This is a genomic window from Bradyrhizobium sp. USDA3516, assembly GCF_057651995.1.
On sequence record NZ_JBYGYN010000001.1, the window covers coordinates 1,203,216 to 1,224,677 of the forward strand.

Sequence of the window (21,462 nt, forward strand, 5' to 3'; positions counted from 1 at the left end):
ACGCGGAGAGAGCTTCGCTCGCAATGACGGCGGGGTGAGAGATCAGCCCCGCACCGGCAACGTCAGCACGTCGTAGCCATGCCTGATGGTCCGCTTCAGCACGGGGTCTTCGAGCTCGAAATCGAAGCGGTCGGCCGGACGGATGCCGCCCTTTGCGGCGAACGTGCCGCCGAACATGGCGCAACCGTCGGGGAACTTGCCACCGTCAAAGCCGCGCTTGATGAGATCGGCGACCGGCAGCATCGCATCCAGCGTGCCCTCCTGGTAGAGCACGCGCTCGCCCTTGATGGTGGCGTAGGAGCGCAGGATCATCCTGTCCCAATGGCCGATGACGTCCTCGAGCTCCCAGAGTGTCGAGGCGATCGGCTTGTCGCACATCTGCTTGGAGACCGTGACGTTGTAGGCCTCGACCTTGCGGTCGGTGTGATCGGAGCCGCAGCCGACGAAGATGCGGCCCTGCCAGCCGATCAGCACGAACTCGACCTCGCCGGAGGAATCGTCACCGGTGCATTCGATGCCGTCCTCCTGGGTCAGCCGCCGCGCCGAGGCGCGATAATAGATCGGCGTCGAGGCCGGGCGGGCGATGCCCATCTCCTCCAGCTCTTTGATGTGCTTGTCGCGCGCGACCGTGTCGCGGCCGGTCCAGCCGGCGATGACCAGCTGGTCGATCGGCAGCGTCAGCGGCGTGGTGGTGTCCTTGGCGTCGATGGTGAAAGTCAGGTCAAACACGAATGACGGCCTCCATGCCGGCAGCAAGCTCGAAGATACGGCGGTCGGAGCCGCCGGCGCCCGCCAGCATCAGGCCGACGGGAACATCGCCCCCGCGATGACAGGGCAGCGAGATGGCGCAACCGTCGATCAGGTTGATCAGGCTGCAATTGCGCAAGGCGCGGATGTTCTCGCGGGCGAACGCCTGATCGTCGGCGAGGTCGGCGATCTTCGGCGGCGTGTTGGGCGTGGTCGGCAGCACCAGGGCGTCATAGGGCGCGATGCGCGCATTGACGCGCGCAATCAGCGAACGGCGCTCGTTGAGCAGGTCGATGTAGTCGGCCGCGCTCTGCGCCTCGCCGCGCATGATGCGCACGGCGACCCTGGGATCGTAGACGTCGCCCTTGGCCGTGATGAGATAGCGGTGCCAGGCATAGCTTTCGGACGCGGCAAAGCCGCCCTTGGCGTTCATCGGGCCGACGTCGTGGAACTCCGCCATCTCGATGCGCTCGACGATGGCGCCGTGATCGGACAACGATTTCAGCGCGCGCTCGAAGCTGTTGGCCACCTCTGCGTCGAGGTCGTCGAGCGCGATCGTGGTGGGCACCGCGAGGCGCATTCCCTGGATCGGCCGCGGCCTCAACGCGACGATCGGCTCATTGGCGAGCACGGCATCCAGTATGGCACAGCAGCTGACCGATCGTGCCAGCGGCCCGATGCTGTCGAGCGAGAACGACAGCGGCACCGAGCCGTCGAGCGGCACGCGGCGCTGCGTCGGCTTGTAGCCGACGATGCCGTTGAAGGCGGCCGGAATCCGGCAGGAGCCGCCGGTGTCGGTGCCGAGCGCGCCATGCGCCATGCCGTCGAGCACCGACACCGCCGCGCCGGAGGACGAGCCGCCGGGCACGTGACCTTCGGACCGGTTCCAGGCCCCCTTCGGCGTGCCATAATGCGGATTGATGCCGATGCCGGAATAGGCGAACTCGGTCATGTTGGTGCGGCCGATCACGACGAAGCCGGCCGCGCGTAGCCGCGCCACCGTCGCGGCATCGTGCTCGGCCGGGGCTGAGTCATCCAGCGCGCGCGAGCCGGCGCGCGTCACCTGGCCCTTGATGTCGAACAGATCCTTGATCGAGATCGGGATGCCGGCAAAGCGCGACGGCGCCGCCTTGGCCTTGCGCAAGGCATCCATCGCATCGGCCGCCGCGAGCGCGGCGTCCTTGTCGACATGGATGAAGGCGCGCCGGCCCTCCCCAGTGGGGTCGGCGATCCTGGCGAGGCAGGCCTCGACCAACTTGCGGGAGGTGGTGCGGCCGCTTTCGAGGTCTTCGGCGAGCTGCGCCAGTGTCGGAAAATCGGGCATGTCTGTCTCACGGAATATTTCGCGCGCAATCTATAGCGCTGGCTTCGCTCGACACAAGCATTGTGCGCATGATGGCATGCATGCGCATTGCTGGACCGTTGACGCGCCATGGTCGATTGTCGCATCAAGTTCGAAACCGGCGGGCGCGAGGCCTGTCTTTTGGGAGGAGCCGCCCACATGGCCGAACCGCAGCGCGCGCGACCGAAACCGACGCCGGAGACCCAGCACTTCTGGGACGGCACCAAGGCCGGCGAATTGCGCCTGCAGCGCTGCGATGCCTGTGCCCATGTCTACTTCCCACCGCGCCCGTTCTGCCCCTCCTGCGCCTCGCGCAAGGTCAGCGTCTTCAAGGCCAGCGGCAAAGGCTTTCTCTACAGCTACGTGATCAACCACCGCCCCGCCGCGCCGGGCTTCACGCCGCCTTACGCCATCGCGGTGGTCGAGCTCGACGAGGGCCCGCGGATGATGAGCAACATCATCGACTGCCCGCAGACGCCCGAGGCGCTCGCGCTCGACATGAAGCTCGAGGTCGCGTTCCAGGAGCTCGACGACAAGATCACCCTCCCCGTCTTCCGCCCGGCGAAGGGGTAGACCATGCGCAAGAACCAGGTTGCCGTCGTCGGCGCGGCCGAGACCACCGAGCTCGGTGTCATCCCCAACGCCTCGCAGCTCCAGCTGCATGCGGATGCCGCGCTCAACGCCATTGCCGACGCCGGGCTGAAGCTGTCCGACATCGACGGCTTTGCCACCGCGGTCGAAACGCCGCAGCAGGTCTGCCACTATCTCGGCATCAAGCCGACGTGGGTGGACGGCACCTCGGTCGGCGGCTGCTCGTTCATGCTGCATGTCCGCCATGCGGCCGCCGCGATCGAGGCCGGCCTCTGCAAGACCGTGCTGATCACGCATGCCGAGAGCGGCAAGTCGATGATCGGCAAGGCGCCGCGCTCGATCCCCGCCGACAGCCTGCAGGGCCAGTTCGAGGCGCCGTTCGGCGTCTACGGACCGCCCAGCATGTTCCCGATTCCCGTGCTGCGCTTCATGAAGACCTACGGCATCACGCATGAGCAGTTGGCTTCGGTGGCAGTCGTGCAGCGGGAATGGGCGGCGAAGAATCCGCGGGCGATGATGAAGGAGCCGATCACGGTCGCCGACGTCCTCAACTCGCGCATGATCGCCTATCCGTTCCGGCTTCTGCAGTGCTGCCTCGTCACCGACGGCGGCGGCGCGCTGATCCTGACTTCGGCCGATCGCGCCAAGGACTTTCCGCGCAAGCCGGTCTACATCATGGGCACCGGCGAGAGCGTGGAAACGCCAATGGTCAGCCAGATGGAGACGTTCAACTCCTCGCGCGCCTTCAAGACCGCAGGACCCCTCGCCTTCAAGGAAGCCGGCATCGCCCACGCGGACGTCGACCATCTCATGATCTACGACGCCTTCGCGCATCTGCCGCTGTTCGGCCTCGGCGATCTCGGCTTCATGCCCTATGAGGCGACCGGCCAATTCATCGCGGATGGCAATACGCGGCCGGGCGGCAAGCTGCCGCTCAACACCAACGGCGGCGGATTGAGCTACATGCATTCCGGCATGTACGGCATGTACGCGCTGCAGGAGAGCGTGCGCCAGATGCGCGGCATCGCACCGGCGCAGGTGCCGAACGCGAAGATTTCGGTGTGCCACGGCGTCGGCGGCATGTTCGCCGCCAGTGGCACGATCGTGTTTACGAACGAGAAATGAGCGAGCTGCTTGCTTCTCCCTCTCCCCGTTCTTACGGGGAGAGGGTTGGGGTGAGGGGCTGCTTCCACACACTCGGACTCGCGGAAAGTCCCCCTCACCCGGATCGCATCTTCGATGCGATCCGACCTCTCCCCGCAAGCGGGGCGAGGTAAGAAAACCAGGAGAACCCACATGACAAAATCACTGCAGGACAAGGTCATCATCGTCACCGGCGCAGGCCGTGGCATCGGGCGCGAGATTGCGCTTCTGTGCGCGGCCGAGGGCGCCAAGGTCGTCGTCAACGATCCCGGCGGAGCCGCCGACGGCGCGGGCGCGAACGCGGCGCCCGCCGAGGAGGTGGTCGAGGAGATCAAGAAGCGCGGCGGCACGGCCGTCGCCAATTTCGAAAGCGTCGCGGAAGCCATTCCCGCCAGCAAAATCGTGAAGACCGCGACCGATCATTTCGGCCGGCTCGACGGCGTCGTCAACAATGCCGGCATCCTGCGCGACATGATCTTCCACAAGATGAGCGTGGAGGCGTTCGAGGCCGTCATCAAGGTGCATCTGATGGGCTCGTTCTACGTCAGCCACGCCGCGGCGCGCATCTTCCGCGAGCAGGAGTCGGGCTCGTTCGTGCACTTCACCTCGACCTCCGGCCTGATCGGCAACTTCGGCCAAGCCAATTACGCGGCGGCCAAGCTCGGCATCGTCGGATTGTCGAAGTCGATCGCGCTCGACATGGGCCGCTTCAACGTTCGCTCCAACTGCGTCTCGCCGTTCGCCTGGACCCGCATGATCGGCACCATCCCGACCGAGACCGACGCGGAGAAGGCGCGCGTCGAAAAGATCAAGCAGATGGGCCCGGAGAAGATCGCCCCGCTGTGCGGCTATCTGATCTCCGATACCGCCAAGGACGTCACCGGCCAGATCTTTGGCGTGCGCATGAACGAGATCTTCCTGTTCAGCCAGAACCGCCCGATCCGCTCGGTGCAGCGGAGCGAAGGCTGGACGCCGCAGTCGATCGCGGAACACGGCATGCCGGCGCTGAAGGGCTCGTTCTACAAGCTGGATCGTTCGGCCGACATCTTCACCTGGGACCCGGTGTGAGGACACATACTCTCCACGTCATGGCCGGGCTTGTCCCGGCCATCCACGTCTTGCGCCGCGGCACCAAGAACGTGGATGCCCGGGACAAGCCCGGGCATGACGACTGATCCGAACACCACGTCGCGTTGCAGCTACCCCGTATTTCTCAAGCCCGCCGAGATGCCGTTGATCGTCAGCTGAATGCCGCGCAGCACCTGCTCGTCGGGATTCTGCGCGCGGTGCTCTCTCAAGAGCTCGACCTGCACATGGTTGAGCGGATCGAGATAGGGGAAGCGGTGGCGCACGGAGCGCTCCAGCAGCGGATTGCCCTGGAGCAATCGGTCCTGGCCCATGATGTCGAGCAGCGTCTCGATCGAGGCGTGCCATTCGCGGCGGATGCGGCCGAAGATCTTCTCGCGCAAGGCTTCGTCCGGCACCAGTTCGGCATAGCGCGAGGCAATCGCGATCGAGCTTTTCGCCAGCACCATGTCCATGTTCGACAGCAGCATGCGGAAGAACGGCCATTCCTGGTAGAGCTCTTTCAGGAACGGCATGCCCTGCTCCGGATGCTCCGCGATCCACTGCTCGACCGCGCTGCCGAAGCCGTACCAGCCCGGGAGCATCAGGCGGCATTGCGCCCAGGAGAACACCCAGGGAATGGCGCGCAAATCCTCGATCGCCCGGGTCTTCTTGCGCGAGGCCGGCCGGCTGCCGATGTTCAGCGTCGCGATCTCGTTGATGACGGTGGACGACCAGAAATAGTCGACGAAGCCTTCGGTCTCGTAGACGAGGCCACGATAGGCCTTGAAAGCGAGGTTCGACAATTCGTCCATCGCGGTCAGGTATTCGCGGCGCGGCGCGCTCTGGCGCGGATGCAGCAGACTCGCCTCCAGCGTTGCAGCCGCGAGGATTTCCAGATTGTTGCGGCCGACCTCGGCATTGGAATATTTCGACGAGATGATCTCGCCCTGCTCGGTGATGCGGATCTGGCCGTTCACGGCGCCGCCGGGTTGGGCGATGATCGCGTCATAGCTCGGCCCGCCGCCGCGCCCCACGGAGCCGCCGCGGCCGTGGAACAGGCGTAAGCGCACGTGGTGCCGCTCGAACACCTCGACGAGGCCGATCTCGGCCTTGTAGAGCTCCCAGCCCGACGTGACGAAGCCGCCGTCCTTGTTCGAGTCGGAATAGCCGAGCATGACCTCCTGCACGCTGCCGCGACTGTCGACGAGGCGGCGGTAATCGTGCAGCGACAGCATGCGGTCCATGATGCTGCTCGAGGCCTGCAGATCCTCGATGGTCTCGAACAGCGGCACGATGTTGATCGCGCTGCGGCCGGAAGGGTGGACGAGGCCGACCTCCTTCAGGAGCACCGCGACCTCGAGCATGTCGGACATGCCCTTGCACATCGAGATGATGCATTGGGGAATGGCGTCCGAGCCGAATTTCGCATGCGCTTCCGCGGCGGCATGGAACACGTTGAGCTCGCCCATGGTCTCGTCGCTGTATTTGACGAAGGGCGAGACCAGCGCGCGCGTCGAGCGCAATTCATTGGTCAGCAGCGAGATGCGGGCGTCCTCGCCGAGCGCGAGATAGGACATGCCGGGATTGGCGGCGTCGATCAGCTCGGCGATGGTGCGCTCGTGGATGGCCGAGTTCTGGCGGATGTCGAGCCGGGCGAGGTGAAAGCCGAAGCAGTCCACCGCACGGCGCAAGAGCCGCAGACGGCCGCGCGCGATGACGCGGGCGTTGTTGGAGATCAGCGAGCGATGCAGCACGTCGAGATCGGCCTGCAGCTCCCTGACACTCTCGTAGGGCGCGGCTTTGCCGACCGGCCGGCGCGTGATCTCGACTTCGAGCTTTTCGGCCGTCGCGGTCAGACGGGCATAGATGCCTGAGACTGCCAGACGATAGGGCTCGCCGCTCCGGTGCGGCGAGGTATCCGGCGAGCGCTCGGCAAGCGTTCGCAGCTCCTCGGAGACGTCGGCGAGGTGGGCTGCGATCGACAGCTCTGCGCCGAGCACGTGCAGCTCATTCAGATAGAACTGCATCACCCGGCTCGACTGCAGCCGCAGCGTGCCGCGCATCACGTCGGCGGTGACGAAGGGGTTGCCGTCACGGTCGCCGCCGATCCAGCTGCCCATGCGCAGGAACGAGGCGAGCTCGCCGGCCGCCTGCTCGCCGCCCTCCTCCAGCCGGTCCTCCAGCGCGTTGATGAGCCGCGGCACCTCGCGCAGGAAGGTGTAGTCGTAGAACGACAGGCCGTTGGCGACCTCGTCCAGCACGGTAAGCTTGGTCCGGCGCAATAGGTTGGTCTGCCACAGCGTCAGCACCTCGCGGCGAAGCTGCTCGTCGCCGGCTTCAAGCTCCTCCGCGGTCAGGGCGACACGCTCGCGGCGGTCGAGCAGGGCTGCGATCTCCATCTCGCGGTCCATGGTGCTCTTGCGGCGGACCTCGGTCGGGTGCGCGGTCAGCACCGGGCTGACCAGCGCGGACTTGAAGAAGGTGCGGAGCTGGTCGGGGCCGATGCCCGCCGCCTTGGCGTGCGCCAGTGTCTCCGCCAGCACGCCGGAGCCGCCGTTCTTCGCCGCCGCGCGCGCGCGCATCTGGCGGATGTTGTTCTGGTCCTCGGCGATGTTGGCGAGGTGCGAGAAATAGCTGAAGGCGCGGACGATCCGCACCGTCTCGGAGGTCGACATGCTGTCGAGGATCTGCTCGAGCTCGCGGCGGGCGAGCCGGTCCTCGTCGCGGTGGAACCGGATCGAGGTCTGCCTGATACGCTCGACCAGGTCGAACGCGTCGGCCCCCTCCTGGTCGCGCACGGTGTCACCGAGAATGCGCCCGAGCAGGCGGATGTCGTCCCGCAGCCGGGCATCGGCCTCCATCGCCTGGACATCCTCAGGGCGGTTGGGGCGCTGCTCACTGGCGTCGGATGGTACGGTCTGGAGGGACATGGCTCGCTCCCCTGCTCGCGCCCTTGGCGGCCCGGTCCGGCGGAGTGTGCGATATTTTTCTACTGCAGTGCAAGATGAAGTTGGGGGCGGCGCAGCAGGGCGGCGACTTCATGGCAGCACACAGTTTGTCGAGCTGGCGGCGCAGGCGCCCGAAGTTTTGCTGTCCGTATCGCCCTCATCGAGAAGAAAGCGCAGGGAAGGCTGGGCGACGGCTGGCACCCAAGGTCCGCACGCGACGCACAGACCCCGGGCGTCAGGGCCACACGCTTTTGCCGTCCGCAGACGTCTCTCCCCGCACCATCGGAGGCTCGCGCGCGCTCGCCCCAAAGCCGAAAAGAGACGCTGTGACCGCGCCGGGTCGATTGCGCGGATTCGAATGTCTCACGGAGTTTGCCAGCCCTGCCATTCTGCGAAGGCAGGATCAAACGCTTCTCATTCGGTAGTACTTCGGCAACATGAGCTTCGAACCGGCAAGCTCCGCCTCAAGCTCATCTGAAAAGCAGAGAAGCCATTCGTTAAGGCCGCGCTCGCGCCAGAGGTGTGCGCCGTCAACGACGGACGAACGAAGGGCCAATCCGACGATATCATTCTTGTAACCGGAAATGCTGTACCATTTCACCCCGTTCGCTTCCTGCGGCGTGAAAGATTCCTGGCTGCTTTCTTCCGGAGAGAAGCTTTGAAGCCATTGACCGACAACCAGTAGATAGTACTGAACCGGATAGACCGTCCCTTTCGGCGACCGTATTTCGAGGGGGTAGAACCGGTGCAAGTCAGGTTCGAACTGCTCGACGATTTGCTTGACGGCCGCGTCAACGGCCCACATGCGGCTACTCAGGCTGATGACCGAGGCCAGTTCCTTGTAACCCCTGGCGGTCTGAAAAAATCGGGGCGGTTCATGACTTTCAATCGGTGTAACTGTCAGGTCATCAGGACCCGGCTGCCTGTGCCCACATTCATAAAGAAATTTTTCGGAAACGCAGTACGCATATGTCGATGCGTCGCGATAGAAGCCTTTTTGCGCTTCCGGCATTTGCTCTCGATAGTATTTGACGAGTCGATGCCTCCAGCCATCGCCGTATTGATCGACGGGCCCCTCCTCATCGCCGTATGGCCCGTAAGGACCGCCGGCGCGCGGAAGATACATTCCCCAGACCATCGCGCTTCGTCCTCTGACCCCGGGGTGGTGACGCTTGCGGGTTAATGGCAAGAAAGCACGTAGGATGGGATGAGCCAAGCGAAACACGTGCCGTTGCGTCAAAGGCCGACGGGTTGACGGGTTTCGCTGGCCCTCGACCCATCCGACGAACTGCCCGGCTCTCTCACCGCAAGCGCAGGTTATTCGCCGCCTTTCGACCCGCGCGCCGGCTTGATGTCGGTCTTGGCAAAGTCGGCGCCCTTGTAGAGCAGCGGCTCACGATGGGCCTTCGCACTGGCGTAGATCAGACAATCTTCGAGATTGAGCCGCGCCGGATGCCCCCGCCCCTTGCCGTATCGCGCAAACGCCGCCACGGCCTCGCGCGCAATGGCGTCGGTGATGTCCACGACGCCGATGCCGCGCTCTTCAAGCAGACGATCGAATGCCGCGTCGACCTCGACCGGTGCAACATCGAGCCTGGTCGAGACGGTCATCACGGTTTCGAGGCGGGCTATGCCGCACGTGTAACAACGTCAACGAGCTGATGGGTTTCGTTGGCGCTCAACCCATCCTACACCCTTAGGCCGGCACGATCACCTTGCCGATCGGCCACAGCGCGATGCCGGCGAGCTTAAGGTGGGCCCAGGCGAAGGGGATGCCGATGATGGTGATCGCGAGCGCCAAGGCGGTCAGGAGGTGGCCGAGTGCCAGCCACCAGCCGGCGAGCACGAACCAGATGATGTTGCCGATCACCCCGAGCGGGCCGGTGCCGATATCCTCGACACCGGTGACGTCGTAGCGGTTGACCGCGCGCGAGCCGAACGGCAGCAGCGTGTAGACCGCGATGTTGAACGCCGCCCGCGCCCAGGGCAGGCCGATGATGGTGATCGCCATGACGACCGCGGCGATCACCCAGCCGAACGCCATCCAGGCGCCGCCGAAGAGGATCCAGAGGATGTTGAGGAGAATCGATACGGGTGTCATGGGATTCAGGAGCCTTGAGATATCCGCGTTCAACAAGCAGGCATATATAGGCGCGATCGCCGGAATCAAAGACCGTAGCGACGACTGCGTTCGGCTCGCAGTGACGTGCCGACGAATCCAGCATCCGCGATCCCTCGCAAAATCTCCTTCGCACCGAGCCAAAGCGTCAGCGCGGCGACGCCAACCGCGGCAAGTCCCGAGATGAGAATGGAATTCGGGCAGAATGTGACAAGAAACAGGTCGAGCGGAATGTATCCAATTGGCATATGCGGCCAGCAAGCAAATGCCAACGCCCAGCCGCACAATAGCGCTGCAGCAGCGTTCGCGCCGGCGAGGGCCGGCACGACGACCGCGAGGCCCTTCTTCATGGAGAGCGCGAGATCGACCATCTTCACGACGGCACAGCATGCGACCGCGATGACGACCATCAGCCCCCATGCGGAAGTGCCGGTAGCGATGCTCTGAGCCGGACCGCTCCAGGCCCACAACGCGATGACGCAGGCTAGCAGGGTCAGATTAACCTTGACGATCTCGGGAAACTTGCAACGAAGCGTCCAGGCATTCGCCTTCTCGACAAGGTCGAGCAATGCGCAAGTGATCAAGCCGGCTGCAAAACCGCCGAGATGGACGCCCCAGTCGACCCTCGAATTGCCCAGCGCGAACGCAATGTTCAATCCGATGTTGATAGCGAAGAAGTCGAACCCGACGTCGAGCTTGCCGAGTATCCACAGGCAGAGCAGCGCGCCGAGGATGCCCGACGTGGCGCCGGACGCCCCGACTGTCAAATAAGGCGTGGAATGGATGACATTTCCGATGATGGCACCGAACACCATCGCACACAGATAGATGATGAGGAAATAGGCCGGCCCGACCCGCCGCTCGAGATGCGCGCCCCACAACACCAGGCACAACATGTTCATGGTGAGGTGGACGAAATCAACGTGCAGGAAGCCATACGCCACGAGCCGAAAGTACTCGTACCTCGCGATTGCGGTCGCATACATGCCGCCGGACCGATACAGCAAGTCCGCTGGCGCCGACGCGCCGCCCGCCAGGATGAAGCAGAAACCCGACGCGAGGACAGTGACCGTCATCAGCACGTAGACGGCGGCATGGGGGACTTCGAAGAAACCAGGACTGGCACGGTACGGGGGCATGGATGATCGCAGCGGGTTGACGTGGGTACGCCAATCTAGCCGAGCCCGTCGGCGATTGCTACTCCAGCGCGCACCGCTCGGTGGCCGCTACCGTCTCTTCCGCGTTGCCCAACGTACGATAGTGCGTAGCCCGGATGGAGCGAAGCGTAATCCGGGGTCCTTGCTGGATGCACCGCCCCGGATTGCGCGCTTCGCTCCATCCGGGCTACAAGGCGTTCAGATCTTCCGGCCCGCCTGCTCCCAATAGGGATCGCGCAGGCGGCGTTTGAAGATTTTGCCGGAATCTTCGCGCGGCAGGCCGGTGCGGATCTCGATGTGCTTGGGCACCTTGTAGTCGGCCAGATGCGCCTTCAGCGCGGCGCGGACATCGGACGCAGCGAGCGTGACGCCTGGTTGCGGCTCCACCACGGCCATCAGCGCCTCGCCGAACTCGGCGTCGGGGATGCCGAACACGGCGCAATCATGCACGCCTGACACCGCGTGCAGCACGGATTCGATCTCGGCCGGATAGATGTTGACGCCGCCCGAGATCACCATGTCGCGCTTGCGGTCGCAGATGAAGACGTAGCCGTCTTCATCGATATAGCCGACATCGCCGGAGGTGATGAAGCCGTCGCGGTCGATCTCGGCCCGCTTCTCCGGCTTGTTGTGATAGGTGAAGTCGGCCATCTCGGCCATGCGGGAATAGATCTCGCCGATTTCGCCGACGCCGAGCACGCGGCCGTCTTCGCCGATGAAGCGCAGCTCGGCGCCGGGCGAGATCTTGCCGACGGTGCCGGGCTTCTTCAGCGCATCCTCCGATGTTGCGAAGGTCACGGCGCTGGATTCGGTCGAGCCGTAGAACTCGTAGATCACCGGCCCCCACCATTCGATCATGGCGCGCTTGACGTCGGCCGGGCACGGCGCGGCGGCATGGATGACGTGGCGCAAGGACGAGACGTCGTATTTCCTGCGCACCTCCTCGGGCAGCTTCATCAGGCGGATGAACATGGTCGGCACCATGAAGATGGTGTCGATTTTGTAGCGCTCGATCGCCTGCAGAAATTCCTCCGCCTCGAAGCGCGGCATCAGCACCAGCACCCCGCCGAGCTTACCGGCGCGGATGCCGAACGAGTTCGGTGCGGAATGATAGAGCGGGCCCGGCAGCAATGCGCGGGCGCCCGGCTTGAGTCCATAGATCATCGCGCGCATGCGTTCGCCCGCGGCCTGCTGCTCCGGCGTCGGCGCGTTGCGGCGGACGCCCTTGGGATGGCCCGTCGTTCCCGACGTGTAGATCATGTTCATGGGTTGCGGCACGGCCGGGCCGTCATAGGGCGGATGCTGCGCGAGCCAGGCTTCGAAGTCGATGGCGATTCCGGGCGTCGTCGGATGATCGGGATCGATCCTGTAGCTGGACAGGATCTCCGGCGGCGTCGGCACGCTGAGCACGGTCACTCCCTCTGGAATCGCATCGCGCAAACCATGCAACATGTCGGCATGGGCGATCAGGACCGCGGTGCCGGAATCCTTCAGGATGTAGGTGATCTCCTCCGGCTTGAAGTGCCAGTTGATCGGCACGCCATAGGCGCCTAGCCGCATCGCGGCATAGGCGGCTTCGAGGAAGGCGATGTCGTTGCGCATCAGCATGCAGACGCAATCGCCTTGGCGGACGCCGATCTTGGCAAGGCCGGACGCGATGCGGTCGGCGCGGTCGGCGACTTCGAAGTGGGAACGGTGGCGCTCGCCGGAGACGATGCCGAGGAAGTGGGACGCTTCGGTCATTGTTGTTTTTCTTTGTTGCTATCTGCCGTCATTCCGGGGCGATGCAAAGCATCGAACCCGGAATCTCGAGGTTCCGGGTTCGGTCCTGCGGACCGCCCCGGAACGACAGCGAAATTCAATCCGCAAAATTCGGCGCGCGCTTCTCCAGGTTGGCGCGCACGGCCTCGGTCTGGTTGGGGCTGCCGATCAGCTTCTGCTGCTCGACGGACTCGGCGAGCAGTGCCGGGCCCGGATCGACCGAGAGGTTGTTCAGCATCCGCTTGGCGGCGCGGACCGCATCGGGGCTCTTCCCTGCGATCTCGCGCGCGACCTCCAGCGCCGCAGCGCGCGGGTCGTCGCAGATGCGCGTGGCGAGGCCGTAGGCCATCGCCTCCTGCGCGGAGAAGATGCGCCCGGTGTAGGTGAGATCGCGCAGGATGTCGTCGCGCACCAGCGAGGCCAGGATCGGCGTGCCCGCCATGTCGGGCACGAGGCCCCATTTGATCTCCATGATCGACATCCGCGCGTCCGAGCTGAGAAAGCGCATGTCGGCACCGAGCGAGAGCTGGAAGCCGCCGCCGAAGGCGACGCCGTGCACGGCGGCGATCACGGGCATCGGAAGCTGGCGCCAGCCCCACACCGCCTGTTGCGCGAAGTTGGCCTTGCCATAGGTGCGCACCGTGAGATCGCGATTTTCGCCACCCGGAATTCCGTTGCCGCCCTTCTCCTTCATGGCGGCAAAACGTCCCATGTCCAGCCCGGCGCAGAAGGCGCGGCCTTCGCCCGAGAGCACGACGGCGCGCACGCCTTTCTCCTTCGAGAGCCGGTCGGTTGCGGCGACGAGGGCCTCGAACATGGGCTGATCCAGCGCGTTCATCTTGTCGGCGCGCACCAGGCGCACGTCGGCAACGCCTTCCGAGATCGAGATCGAGACGCGATCGTCCATGGACGAATTCTCCCCTGGTTCTTGCCTGTTCTTGTTCAGTGCCGCTTTACAGGACGCTGGCGGCCGGATTTAGTCAATCGACCAATTAACTGACAATCGCGACAGAGGAAACAGCCATGTTCAAGGAAAATCTTCTGGCCGGCCGGCGCATTCTCGTGACCGGCGGCGGCACCGGCCTCGGCAAGTCGATGGCGGCGCGATTCCTCCAGCTCGGCGCCGAGGTGCACATTTGCGGCCGGCGCAAGATCGTTTGCGACGAGACCGCAACCGAACTGATGGATCTCTACGGCGGCCGCGTCACCAGCCACGGCGTCGACATCCGCAACGCGCTCGCGGTCGAGGAGATGGTGGAGACCATCTTCCGCGACGGTCCCCTCACCGATCTCATCAACAATGCGGCCGGCAATTTCATCTCGCGCACCGAGGAGCTGTCGCCACGCGGCTTCGATGCGGTCGCCAACATCGTCATGCACGGCACGTTCTACGTGACCCATGCGGTCGGCAAGCGCTGGATCGCGTTGAAGCAGCCCGGCAACGTCGTCTCGATCACGACCACCTGGGTGCGCAACGGCTCGCCTTACGTGGTGCCGTCGGCGATGAGCAAGTCGGCGATCCACGCTATGACGATGTCGCTTGCCACCGAATGGGGACGACACGGCATCCGCCTCAACACCATCGCCCCGGGCGAGATCCCGACCGAGGGCATGAGCAAGCGCATCAAGCCCGGTGACGAAGCCGGCGCGCGCACCAAGGCGATTAACCCGATGGGCCGCGTCGGCACCATGGAGGAACTGCAGAACGTCGCCGTGTTCCTGATCTCCGGCGGCTGCGACTGGATCAACGGCGAGACCATCGCCATGGACGGCGCCCAGGCGCTCGCCATGGGCGGCAATTTCTACCAGCTCCGCGACTGGAGCGACGACGACTGGAAGACAGCGCGCGAGAGCATCATGGCGCAGAACGAGAAGGATCGCGCGAAACGGGGGTGATATATCGTTTGCAAAGGCGAGGATGCGTAAGGGGCGAGCGCTGTCACCATGCGCTCACCTGTCGTCCCCGCGAAGGCGAGGACCCATAACCCCAGGGAGAAAATCGTGGGGAGAGGCTAGTAACCACGAGTCCTCGCCAAACAACTTCCTGTGGTTATGGGTCCCGGATCTGCGCTGCGCTTGTCCGGGACGACAGCACCACCTTGTCATCACCCGCGGATGCCGCCACACTCCCGAGCATAAAAACAAGACGCCACGGGAGAAACATGTCCACACAGCCATTGGCGAACCTCGCCGACATGGTGCGCGAGCGTGCGAAGAGCCGCGGCGGCGCCATTGCCTTCGAATTCGAGGGCCGCACCACCAGCTTCGCCGAGTTCGATGTCAAGACCAACAAGGTCGCGAATGCGCTCCTCGCAATGGGCGTCAGATCCGGCGACCGCATCGCCTATCTCGGCAAGAACAGCGACATCTATTTCGAGCTCCTGATGGGCGCGATGAAGGCCGGAATCGTGATGGCGCCGGTGAACTGGCGGCTGGCAGGGCCCGAGGTCGCCTTTATCGTTTCGGATTGCAACGCGCCGGTGCTGTTCGTCGGGCCGGAATTCATCACTCAAGTGCGCCAGATCAGGGAACAGATCCCGGGCGTGCGCACGATCATCACGACGGAGGGCGGCGCGCCGGAATGGCAAGACCTCACCGCATGGCGCGATGCCCAGAGCGGAGATGATCCCAAGGTGCCGATCGCTACCCGCGACATCGCGATCCAGCTCTACACGTCGGGCACGACGGGCAAGCCGAAGGGCGCGATGCTGTCGCATGCAAACTTCCTGAACCTGGTGCAGACCGGCAACGCCGAGGACAAGCCTGAGTGGAACCGGTGGACGACCGACGACGTCTCGCTGGTGGCGATGCCGATCTTCCACATCGGCGGTTCGGGGTGGGGTGTGATGGGGCTCTATCACGGCGCCCGCGGCGTGATCGCGCGCGAGTTCGATCCGACCAAGGTTTTGGATTTCTTCGAGCAGTCGGGCATCACAAAGCTGTTCATGGTGCCGGCGGCGATGCAGTTCGTGGTGCGGCAACCGCGCGCCAGGACGGTGGACTTCTCGCGGCTGAAATACATGCTGTATGGCGCCTCTCCGATTCCCGCAGCGCTGCTGAAGGAATGCATCGAGGTGTTCAAATGCGGCTTCGTGCAAATGTACGGCATGACCGAGACCACCGGCACCATCGTCGCGCTGCCGCCGGAGGATCACATCGAGGGACTTGAGCGGATGCGCTCGGCCGGCAAGGCGCTGCCGGGCGTCGAGATCGCGATCCTGGATGTTGACGGCAAGCCGCTGCCGCCGCGGCAGGTCGGCGAGATCGCAACGCGCTCGGGCTCCAACATGGCGGGCTACTGGAACCTGCCGGAAGCCACCGCCGCGACGCTGCGCAGCGACGGCTGGCTGCGCACGGGCGATGCCGGCTACATGGACGAGGACGGCTATCTCTACATCCACGACCGCATCAAGGACATGATCATCTCGGGCGGCGAGAACATCTATCCGGCCGAGGTCGAGAGCGCGCTGTGCGATCACCCCGATGTCGCGGAAGCTGCCGTGATCGGCGTGCCCGACGAAAAATGGGGCGAAGCGGTGAAGGCGGTCGTGGTGATGAAGCCGGGGAAGCAGGCGAGCGCCACCGACATCATCAACTTCACCCGGACGCGCATCGCCGGCTACAAGACGCCGAAGAGCGTGGAATTCCTGCCGGCGCTGCCGCGGAATCCGTCAGGCAAGATCCTGCGGCGGCAGCTGCGCGAGCCGTATTGGGCGGGCAAGGATCGGCGGGTGAATTGATCCGCGGTGCCGTAGGGTGGGCAAAGGCGCAAAGCGCCGTGCCCACCATCTCTCTACGCTTGATGCTTGCGGATAGAGGTGGTGGGCACGCTTCAGCTTTGCCCACCCTACGAGAGCATTGCGAGCCTCTAATGCTTCCCCGGCCCCATATAGCCGAACAGGAACCCCGCGACCTTCCGCATCTGGATCTCTTCGCTGCCTTCGGTGATGCGGTAGCGGCGATGGTGGCGGTAGATGTGCTCGAACGGCTTGTGGCGTGAATAGCCCATACCGCCATGGACCTGCATGGCGCGGTCGGCGGATTCACAGCAGAGGCGGTTTGCCCAGTAATTGCACATCGAGACACGGTCGGACAGCGTGCGCTCGATCTGCTCCTCGTTGAGCTGGTCCATTTCCCAGGCGGTCTTGCGGATCAAGAGGCGCAGCATCTCGGCTTGGGTGGCAAGCTCGACCAGCGGGAACTGGATCGCCTGGTTCTCGGCCAGCGCCTTGCCGAACGGCTTGCGCTCACGCGCGTATTTCACACTCTCGTTGATGCAATAGACGGCGGCGCCGAGCGAGCTGGCGGCCTGACGGATCCGGTTCTGATGGACGAAGCATTGCGCCAGCGACAGGCCGCGGCCGACCTCGCCGAACAGCGCATCCTCCGGCACGAAGACGTCGGTAAAGCTGACGCGGGGATGGTCGGTCGGCATGTTGAAGGTCCACATGTACTCCTCGACCTTGACGCCCGGACTCTTGGCCGGCACCAGGAAGCAGGTGATGCCGCGGGCGTCGCCGTCATTGCCGCCAGTGCGTGCGAACAGCGCGCAGTGCGTGGCGACATGCATGCCTGTCGTCCACATCTTCTCGCCGTTGATGATCCAACCCTTGACGTTGTCGCGCGTGGCTGCCACCGCGCGCGTCTCCATGTGGGTGGCATCGGAGCCGTGATGCGGCTCGGTCAGGCCGAAGGTGATGCGATACTTGCCCCTGATCGAGCCGTCGATCATCGCCTTCTGGTCGTTGCTTCCGTAGCGGTCGAGCATGGTGACGACCGGGAAGTTGCCGACGATGGAATGCTCGTTCTGGAGGTCGTTGTGCAGGCCGAGGCCCTTTGCGGCAAAATGCTCGCGGATCACGGCCATCCAGAGGTTGGAGCCGTCCTTGCCGCCATATTGCTTCGGCACCGGAAAGCGCAAATGCCCGGCGGCGTCGGCAAGGTCCTTGGCCTTGCGCAGCAGCGCTTCCCATTCATGGCGCGGCAGGCCGCCATTCTCGAAATCGGTGCGCGCCCATTCGCGGCGATGGTCGAAGAAGCGGATATTGTCGTCGGCCTGTTCCAGCGGCTTGATCTCGCGTTCGATGAAGCGGTCGAGCTCTCCGAGATAGGCGACGAGATCGGCAGGCAATGAGAAATCCACAGGTTCTCTCCCGGATCGATTTTATCGTTTTGCGTTAAGGCGCTGGGCGCGTTCTTGCTTGGCACGATTAAGGTGAGAAGAGCGCGTGCAAGTCAAGCAAACCGAGACGTGAGGAGCGCAAGGCGCGCCTGCGCAATTCGATGGTGCTGTGGCGCACCCGCACGGTAGTATGGCGCCAATATTCCTTCACGAGAAAATGCGGGAGCGCGCGATGGAGCTGAAGTTTTCAAAGGTGGAACGCAAGGGGCCGATCACGATCGTGACGCTGTCGCGGCCCGAGGTCTACAACGCGCTGCACACCGATGCGCATTTCGAGCTTCAGAAGGTGTTCGACGATTTCTCCGCAGATCCCGAGCAGTGGATCGCAATCGTCACAGGCGCCGGCGACAAGGCATTCTGCGCCGGCAACGATTTGAAGTGGCAGGCGGCGGGCGGAAAACGCGGCTGGGACAAGGGCGGATTTGCCGGTCTCACCTCACGCTTCGACTGCGACAAGCCTGTTATCGCCGCGGTGAACGGCGTCGCGATGGGCGGCGGCTTCGAGATTGCGCTCGCCTGCGACCTCATCATCGCCGCGGAGAACGCGACCTTCGCGCTGCCCGAGCCGCGCGTCGGCCTTGCCGCCCTCGCCGGCGGCCTGCACCGGCTGCCGCGGCAGATCGGGCTGAAGCGCGCCATGGGCATGATCCTCACCGCGCGCCATGTCAGCGCCAAGGAAGGGCTCGAGCTCGGCTTCGTCAACGAGGTGGTGCCGCAGGGCGAGGCGCTTTCCGCCGCGCTGCGCTGGGCCGAGACGATCGCCAAGAATTCCCCGATGTCGATCCGGGCCTCCAAGCAGGCGATCCAGAAGGGGCTCGGCGTGTCGCTGGAGCAGGCGATCGCGGAGCAGCGTGACTATCCGGCCGTGCAGGCGATGGTCGCCTCGCAGGATTACATCGAGGGCCCGAAGGCATTTTCCGAGAAGCGGCCGCCGAAATGGGTGGGGAGGTAGGGCGCTCTCGGCCGTCCCGGAAGGTGTACGCGCAAATCACCGCTGTCATGCCCCGGCTTGACCGGGGCATCCAGTACGCCGCGGCTTCTCGGTTCAATCTCTGCCGTCTCTGGAATACTGGATCGCCCGCCTTCGCGGGCGATGACACCGAGTATGGAGCGCGACCGCCCTACCCGCCCCGCCCCAGCTCCCGCTTATAGGACGCATAGTTCGGCTGATCCACCGCCAGCTTGTCCAGCGTGGTCGCCCAGAGATGCTCGGCGAGACCGGGCGTTGCCAGATCGACCTCGCCCCTGGCGATGCGCTCGGCGAGCGCGCGGTTCAGCTCCATGACCGAGCCGTCGATGCCGAGCAGAGCGCGCAGGCGCTCGACCTCCTTCGCATCACTCCCCGCCTCCTGCGTCAGCTGCCGCGTGACGAGGTCGAGAATGTTGATCGCAACGCGCAGCTTGAAGGCCTGGTGGCCGGAGATCAGCGGCGTGATGTCGTTGCGGAGGAAATCGGCGACTGATTTGGTCAGCTCGATCGGGGTCGGCTCGTCCTGCATGTGTCAGCTCCCGCGCGGCGCCAGCAGCCGCAACAGATCGATCTCGGTCTCGGACGCGCGGCGGCCGATCATGGCGCGCTCCATGGAATGGTCGGGCCCCTCGCGAAAGCGCTGCATCATGCCGCCGCACATGATGCCCCAGCGCAGCGTGCCCATCACTTCCCAGAATTTCACGCGCTCGGGGTCGACCTTGCGGCCCGCAGCCTCGTAACCGGCAAACAATTCCTCGCGTGTGCCAAAACCGCCGACGGGCTTGTCGATCTCGCCGAAGCGCCAGGAGTTGACACAGACCCAGCCGAGATCCTCCATGGGATCGCCGAGATGGGCGAGCTCCCAGTCCAGCACCGCGCGAACGCCGTCCGCGCCGATGATGAGATTGCCGTTGCGGAAATCGCCGTGCACCAGCGTGGTCTCGGCCGCGGGACCGGGATCGCGGTCGCGCAGCCAGCGCAGCGCCAGCTCGAACACCGGCTTGGGCCAGTTCAGGCTGCGATAGTCGCGCTCGAACTCGGCGATCTCCTGGGTCGCGCCCCTCCTGCGCAGCTCGGGCAGTCTGTCCAGCGGCAGCCTGTGCAGGCCGGCGAGAATGCCGCCGATCTGCCGCGCGAGCAGTGGCCGCGCCGACGCGTACTCCTCATCGCGCAGAATCTTGCGCGCGATGGTCTCGCCCTCGACGCGCTGCATGATGAAGCCGGTGCCGAGATCGTCCTCCGGCACCAGGACATGCAGGACGCGCGGCGACGGCACGCCGGCCTCATAGGCGAGCTGCATCAGCTGCGCTTCCGCGCCAAGGCCAGCCGCACGGGTCGGCGCGGCGCCATAGCCCTTTGGCGAGCGGCGCAGGATCGCGCCGATCGGTCCGTCGGGATGGGTGATGTCGAAGCGCCAGGTTTCCTGGCTGGCGCCGCCGGAGAGCTTTGCCGCAGAGGTCGCGCCGGTCGCCCCCTCGCACCAGCGCTGAACGCTGCGTGAAAGCGCCGCCTCGATCATTTGCCCTTGAACTGTGCGGGCCGCTTCTCGAGGAAGGCGCCGACGCCCTCGCGGAAATCCTCGGTGTCGCCGGCGCGGAGCTGGCACTGGAATTCGAGATTGAGCTGATCCTCGAAGGAATTCTCCGGGCTGTCCCAATAGAGCTTGCGGATCAGCGACAGCGCCACGGTCGGCCCGCTGGCGAGATCGCGCGCCAGCTTCATCGCTTCCTCCATCAAGACGCCGTCATCATAGACGCGGTTGACGAGGCCCCATTCCAGCGCCTTCTCGGCTGGCAGCCGCTCGCCCATCAGCGACAATTCGATCGAGCGCGCGCGCCCGACGAGGCGCGGCAGCAGCCAGGTCGAGCCGCAATCCGGCACGAGGCCGATGCGGCGGAAGGCCTGCAGGAAGTAGGACGAGCGCGCGCATAGGATCATGTCGCCGAGCAGCGCGAAGCTCATGCCGGCGCCGGCGGCCGGGCCATTGACCGCGGTGACGATCGGGCAATGCAGGTTGCGGATGCGGCGCAGGAAGGGATGAAAGCCGGTCTCCAGCGTCAGGCCGGCCTTGGTCTTCTTCGCCTGGTTGTTGCGGCCTTGCAGATTGGCGCCCGTGCAGAACGCCCGCCCCGCGCCGGTCAGCACCACGCAGCGCACCTCGTCCTTCTTCTCCTCGATCGCATCGAGCGCCTCGGAAAGACCGCCCAACATGTCGACGGAGACCGCGTTCATCACCTCCTGATGATCGAGCTTGAGGATCGCGACCGAGCCATCGAAGTCGAGCGTGACGTGTTTGAACTGCATGGTTTCCTCGTCGGTTGCGGCCCGCGCCAGTTTCGCAGGCCGGAATTCGTTTTGCCGGGGCGCATATTTGATTTTTGGCGCGGTCTTGTCCATGGTGATCGGAGCATAGCAAGCAATCTTGTGCGCAGCG

19 protein-coding genes are annotated in these 21,462 nt (G+C 64.8%); 6 read left to right on the forward strand and 13 right to left on the reverse strand.

Annotated features, from left to right (window positions below):
* Positions 1-42: 42 nt before the first annotated feature.
* Complete coding sequence (locus AC24YW_RS05685) at positions 43-729, reverse strand: DUF2848 domain-containing protein (RefSeq protein ID WP_487481784.1); 687 nt, start codon at positions 727-729, stop codon at positions 43-45.
* The gene (locus AC24YW_RS05690) at positions 722-2,071 is read right to left on the reverse strand and encodes an amidase (protein WP_487481785.1); all 1,350 of its coding nucleotides are present in this window, start codon (positions 2,069-2,071) and stop codon (positions 722-724) included. The genes AC24YW_RS05685 and AC24YW_RS05690 overlap by 8 nt, the downstream gene beginning before the upstream one ends.
* A 177-nt stretch (positions 2,072-2,248) precedes the next feature.
* Between AC24YW_RS05690 and AC24YW_RS05695 the strand changes: the two genes are divergently transcribed.
* The 3 genes from AC24YW_RS05695 to AC24YW_RS05705 all read left to right on the forward strand — a co-directional run bounded on the left by AC24YW_RS05695 (position 2,249) and on the right by AC24YW_RS05705 (position 4,891).
* A complete protein-coding gene (locus AC24YW_RS05695) occupies positions 2,249-2,662 on the forward strand; it encodes a Zn-ribbon domain-containing OB-fold protein (protein WP_025034962.1) in 414 nt (137 codons plus the stop codon).
* 3 nt (positions 2,663-2,665) lie between these two features.
* Positions 2,666-3,805, forward strand: a complete 1,140-nt coding sequence (locus tag AC24YW_RS05700; RefSeq protein ID WP_487481786.1) for a thiolase C-terminal domain-containing protein — start codon at positions 2,666-2,668, stop codon at positions 3,803-3,805.
* A 171-nt stretch (positions 3,806-3,976) separates the two neighbouring features.
* Positions 3,977-4,891, forward strand: coding sequence for an SDR family oxidoreductase (locus AC24YW_RS05705; RefSeq protein ID WP_487481787.1), 915 nt, complete (start codon positions 3,977-3,979; stop codon positions 4,889-4,891).
* A gap of 131 nt (positions 4,892-5,022) precedes the next feature.
* Here AC24YW_RS05705 and ppc read toward each other — a convergent pair whose 3' ends face one another.
* The 7 genes from ppc to AC24YW_RS05740 all read right to left on the reverse strand — a co-directional run bounded on the left by ppc (position 5,023) and on the right by AC24YW_RS05740 (position 13,783).
* Positions 5,023-7,821: a phosphoenolpyruvate carboxylase gene (ppc, locus tag AC24YW_RS05710; protein WP_487481788.1), complete on the reverse strand. Its 2,799-nt coding sequence runs from the start codon at positions 7,819-7,821 to the stop codon at positions 5,023-5,025.
* Positions 7,822-8,242: 421 nt separating this feature from the next.
* On the reverse strand, positions 8,243-8,977 hold the full coding sequence (locus AC24YW_RS05715; protein ID WP_487481789.1) for an imm11 family protein: 735 nt from the start codon (positions 8,975-8,977) through the stop codon (positions 8,243-8,245).
* A 179-nt stretch (positions 8,978-9,156) separates the two neighbouring features.
* Positions 9,157-9,471: a PIN domain-containing protein gene (locus AC24YW_RS05720; protein WP_487481862.1), complete on the reverse strand. Its 315-nt coding sequence runs from the start codon at positions 9,469-9,471 to the stop codon at positions 9,157-9,159.
* Positions 9,472-9,535: 64 nt separating this feature from the next.
* Positions 9,536-9,940: a YccF domain-containing protein gene (locus AC24YW_RS05725; protein WP_487481790.1), complete on the reverse strand. Its 405-nt coding sequence runs from the start codon at positions 9,938-9,940 to the stop codon at positions 9,536-9,538.
* A 65-nt stretch (positions 9,941-10,005) separates the two neighbouring features.
* The gene (locus AC24YW_RS05730) at positions 10,006-11,097 is read right to left on the reverse strand and encodes a rhomboid family intramembrane serine protease (protein ID WP_487481791.1); all 1,092 of its coding nucleotides are present in this window, start codon (positions 11,095-11,097) and stop codon (positions 10,006-10,008) included.
* 216 nt (positions 11,098-11,313) lie between these two features.
* A complete protein-coding gene (locus tag AC24YW_RS05735; protein ID WP_487481792.1) occupies positions 11,314-12,858 on the reverse strand; it encodes an acyl-CoA synthetase in 1,545 nt (514 codons plus the stop codon).
* Positions 12,859-12,973: 115 nt separating this feature from the next.
* Positions 12,974-13,783 carry a crotonase/enoyl-CoA hydratase family protein gene (locus AC24YW_RS05740; RefSeq protein WP_487481793.1) on the reverse strand — a complete coding sequence of 270 codons (810 nt, stop codon included), beginning with the start codon at positions 13,781-13,783 and terminating at the stop codon, positions 12,974-12,976.
* Between the two features lie 116 nt (positions 13,784-13,899).
* Between AC24YW_RS05740 and AC24YW_RS05745 the strand changes: the two genes are divergently transcribed.
* Entirely contained in the window at positions 13,900-14,772 is an 873-nt protein-coding gene (locus AC24YW_RS05745; protein ID WP_487481794.1) for an SDR family oxidoreductase, read from the forward strand.
* 266 nt (positions 14,773-15,038) lie between these two features.
* Positions 15,039-16,616, forward strand: a complete 1,578-nt coding sequence (locus AC24YW_RS05750; protein ID WP_487481795.1) for a fatty acid--CoA ligase — start codon at positions 15,039-15,041, stop codon at positions 16,614-16,616.
* Positions 16,617-16,744: 128 nt separating this feature from the next.
* Here AC24YW_RS05750 and AC24YW_RS05755 read toward each other — a convergent pair whose 3' ends face one another.
* Complete coding sequence (locus tag AC24YW_RS05755) at positions 16,745-18,019, reverse strand: acyl-CoA dehydrogenase family protein (protein WP_487481796.1); 1,275 nt, start codon at positions 18,017-18,019, stop codon at positions 16,745-16,747.
* A 211-nt stretch (positions 18,020-18,230) separates the two neighbouring features.
* Between AC24YW_RS05755 and AC24YW_RS05760 the strand changes: the two genes are divergently transcribed.
* The gene (locus tag AC24YW_RS05760) at positions 18,231-19,010 is read left to right on the forward strand and encodes an enoyl-CoA hydratase-related protein (RefSeq protein WP_487481797.1); all 780 of its coding nucleotides are present in this window, start codon (positions 18,231-18,233) and stop codon (positions 19,008-19,010) included.
* A gap of 169 nt (positions 19,011-19,179) precedes the next feature.
* On the opposite strand, the gene AC24YW_RS05765 is transcribed toward AC24YW_RS05760, so the two are convergent.
* The 3 genes from AC24YW_RS05765 to AC24YW_RS05775 are packed head-to-tail and all read right to left on the reverse strand — an operon-like array spanning position 19,180 to position 21,332.
* Positions 19,180-19,557 carry a DUF6285 domain-containing protein gene (locus AC24YW_RS05765; protein ID WP_487481798.1) on the reverse strand — a complete coding sequence of 126 codons (378 nt, stop codon included), beginning with the start codon at positions 19,555-19,557 and terminating at the stop codon, positions 19,180-19,182.
* Between the two features lie 3 nt (positions 19,558-19,560).
* Positions 19,561-20,547, reverse strand: coding sequence for a phosphotransferase family protein (locus AC24YW_RS05770; protein ID WP_487481799.1), 987 nt, complete (start codon positions 20,545-20,547; stop codon positions 19,561-19,563).
* Positions 20,544-21,332, reverse strand: a complete 789-nt coding sequence (locus tag AC24YW_RS05775) for an enoyl-CoA hydratase/isomerase (RefSeq protein ID WP_036044702.1) — start codon at positions 21,330-21,332, stop codon at positions 20,544-20,546. Before AC24YW_RS05775 ends, AC24YW_RS05770 begins: the two co-directional genes overlap by 4 nt.
* Positions 21,333-21,462 lie beyond the last annotated feature (130 nt).

Excerpts from the sequence above, each read along its gene's own strand:
- AC24YW_RS05705 (WP_487481787.1), top strand. The coding sequence starts at position 3,977 with ATGACAAAATCACTGCAGGACAAGGTCATCATCGTCACCGGCGCAGGC.
- AC24YW_RS05745 (WP_487481794.1), top strand. The coding sequence starts at position 13,900 with ATGTTCAAGGAAAATCTTCTGGCCGGCCGGCGCATTCTCGTGACCGGC.
- AC24YW_RS05740 (WP_487481793.1), bottom strand. The coding sequence starts at position 13,783 with ATGGACGATCGCGTCTCGATCTCGATCTCGGAAGGCGTTGCCGACGTG.
- AC24YW_RS05775 (WP_036044702.1), bottom strand. The coding sequence starts at position 21,332 with ATGCAGTTCAAACACGTCACGCTCGACTTCGATGGCTCGGTCGCGATC.
- AC24YW_RS05690 (WP_487481785.1), bottom strand. The coding sequence starts at position 2,071 with ATGCCCGATTTTCCGACACTGGCGCAGCTCGCCGAAGACCTCGAAAGC.
- AC24YW_RS05695 (WP_025034962.1), top strand. The coding sequence starts at position 2,249 with ATGGCCGAACCGCAGCGCGCGCGACCGAAACCGACGCCGGAGACCCAG.
- AC24YW_RS05700 (WP_487481786.1), top strand. The coding sequence starts at position 2,666 with ATGCGCAAGAACCAGGTTGCCGTCGTCGGCGCGGCCGAGACCACCGAG.
- AC24YW_RS05730 (WP_487481791.1), bottom strand. The coding sequence starts at position 11,097 with ATGCCCCCGTACCGTGCCAGTCCTGGTTTCTTCGAAGTCCCCCATGCC.
- AC24YW_RS05725 (WP_487481790.1), bottom strand. The coding sequence starts at position 9,940 with ATGACACCCGTATCGATTCTCCTCAACATCCTCTGGATCCTCTTCGGC.
- AC24YW_RS05760 (WP_487481797.1), top strand. The coding sequence starts at position 18,231 with ATGGAGCTGAAGTTTTCAAAGGTGGAACGCAAGGGGCCGATCACGATC.
- ppc (WP_487481788.1), bottom strand. The coding sequence starts at position 7,821 with ATGTCCCTCCAGACCGTACCATCCGACGCCAGTGAGCAGCGCCCCAAC.
- AC24YW_RS05715 (WP_487481789.1), bottom strand. The coding sequence starts at position 8,977 with ATGGTCTGGGGAATGTATCTTCCGCGCGCCGGCGGTCCTTACGGGCCA.
- AC24YW_RS05765 (WP_487481798.1), bottom strand. The coding sequence starts at position 19,557 with ATGCAGGACGAGCCGACCCCGATCGAGCTGACCAAATCAGTCGCCGAT.
- AC24YW_RS05750 (WP_487481795.1), top strand. The coding sequence starts at position 15,039 with ATGTCCACACAGCCATTGGCGAACCTCGCCGACATGGTGCGCGAGCGT.
- AC24YW_RS05735 (WP_487481792.1), bottom strand. The coding sequence starts at position 12,858 with ATGACCGAAGCGTCCCACTTCCTCGGCATCGTCTCCGGCGAGCGCCAC.
- AC24YW_RS05770 (WP_487481799.1), bottom strand. The coding sequence starts at position 20,547 with ATGATCGAGGCGGCGCTTTCACGCAGCGTTCAGCGCTGGTGCGAGGGG.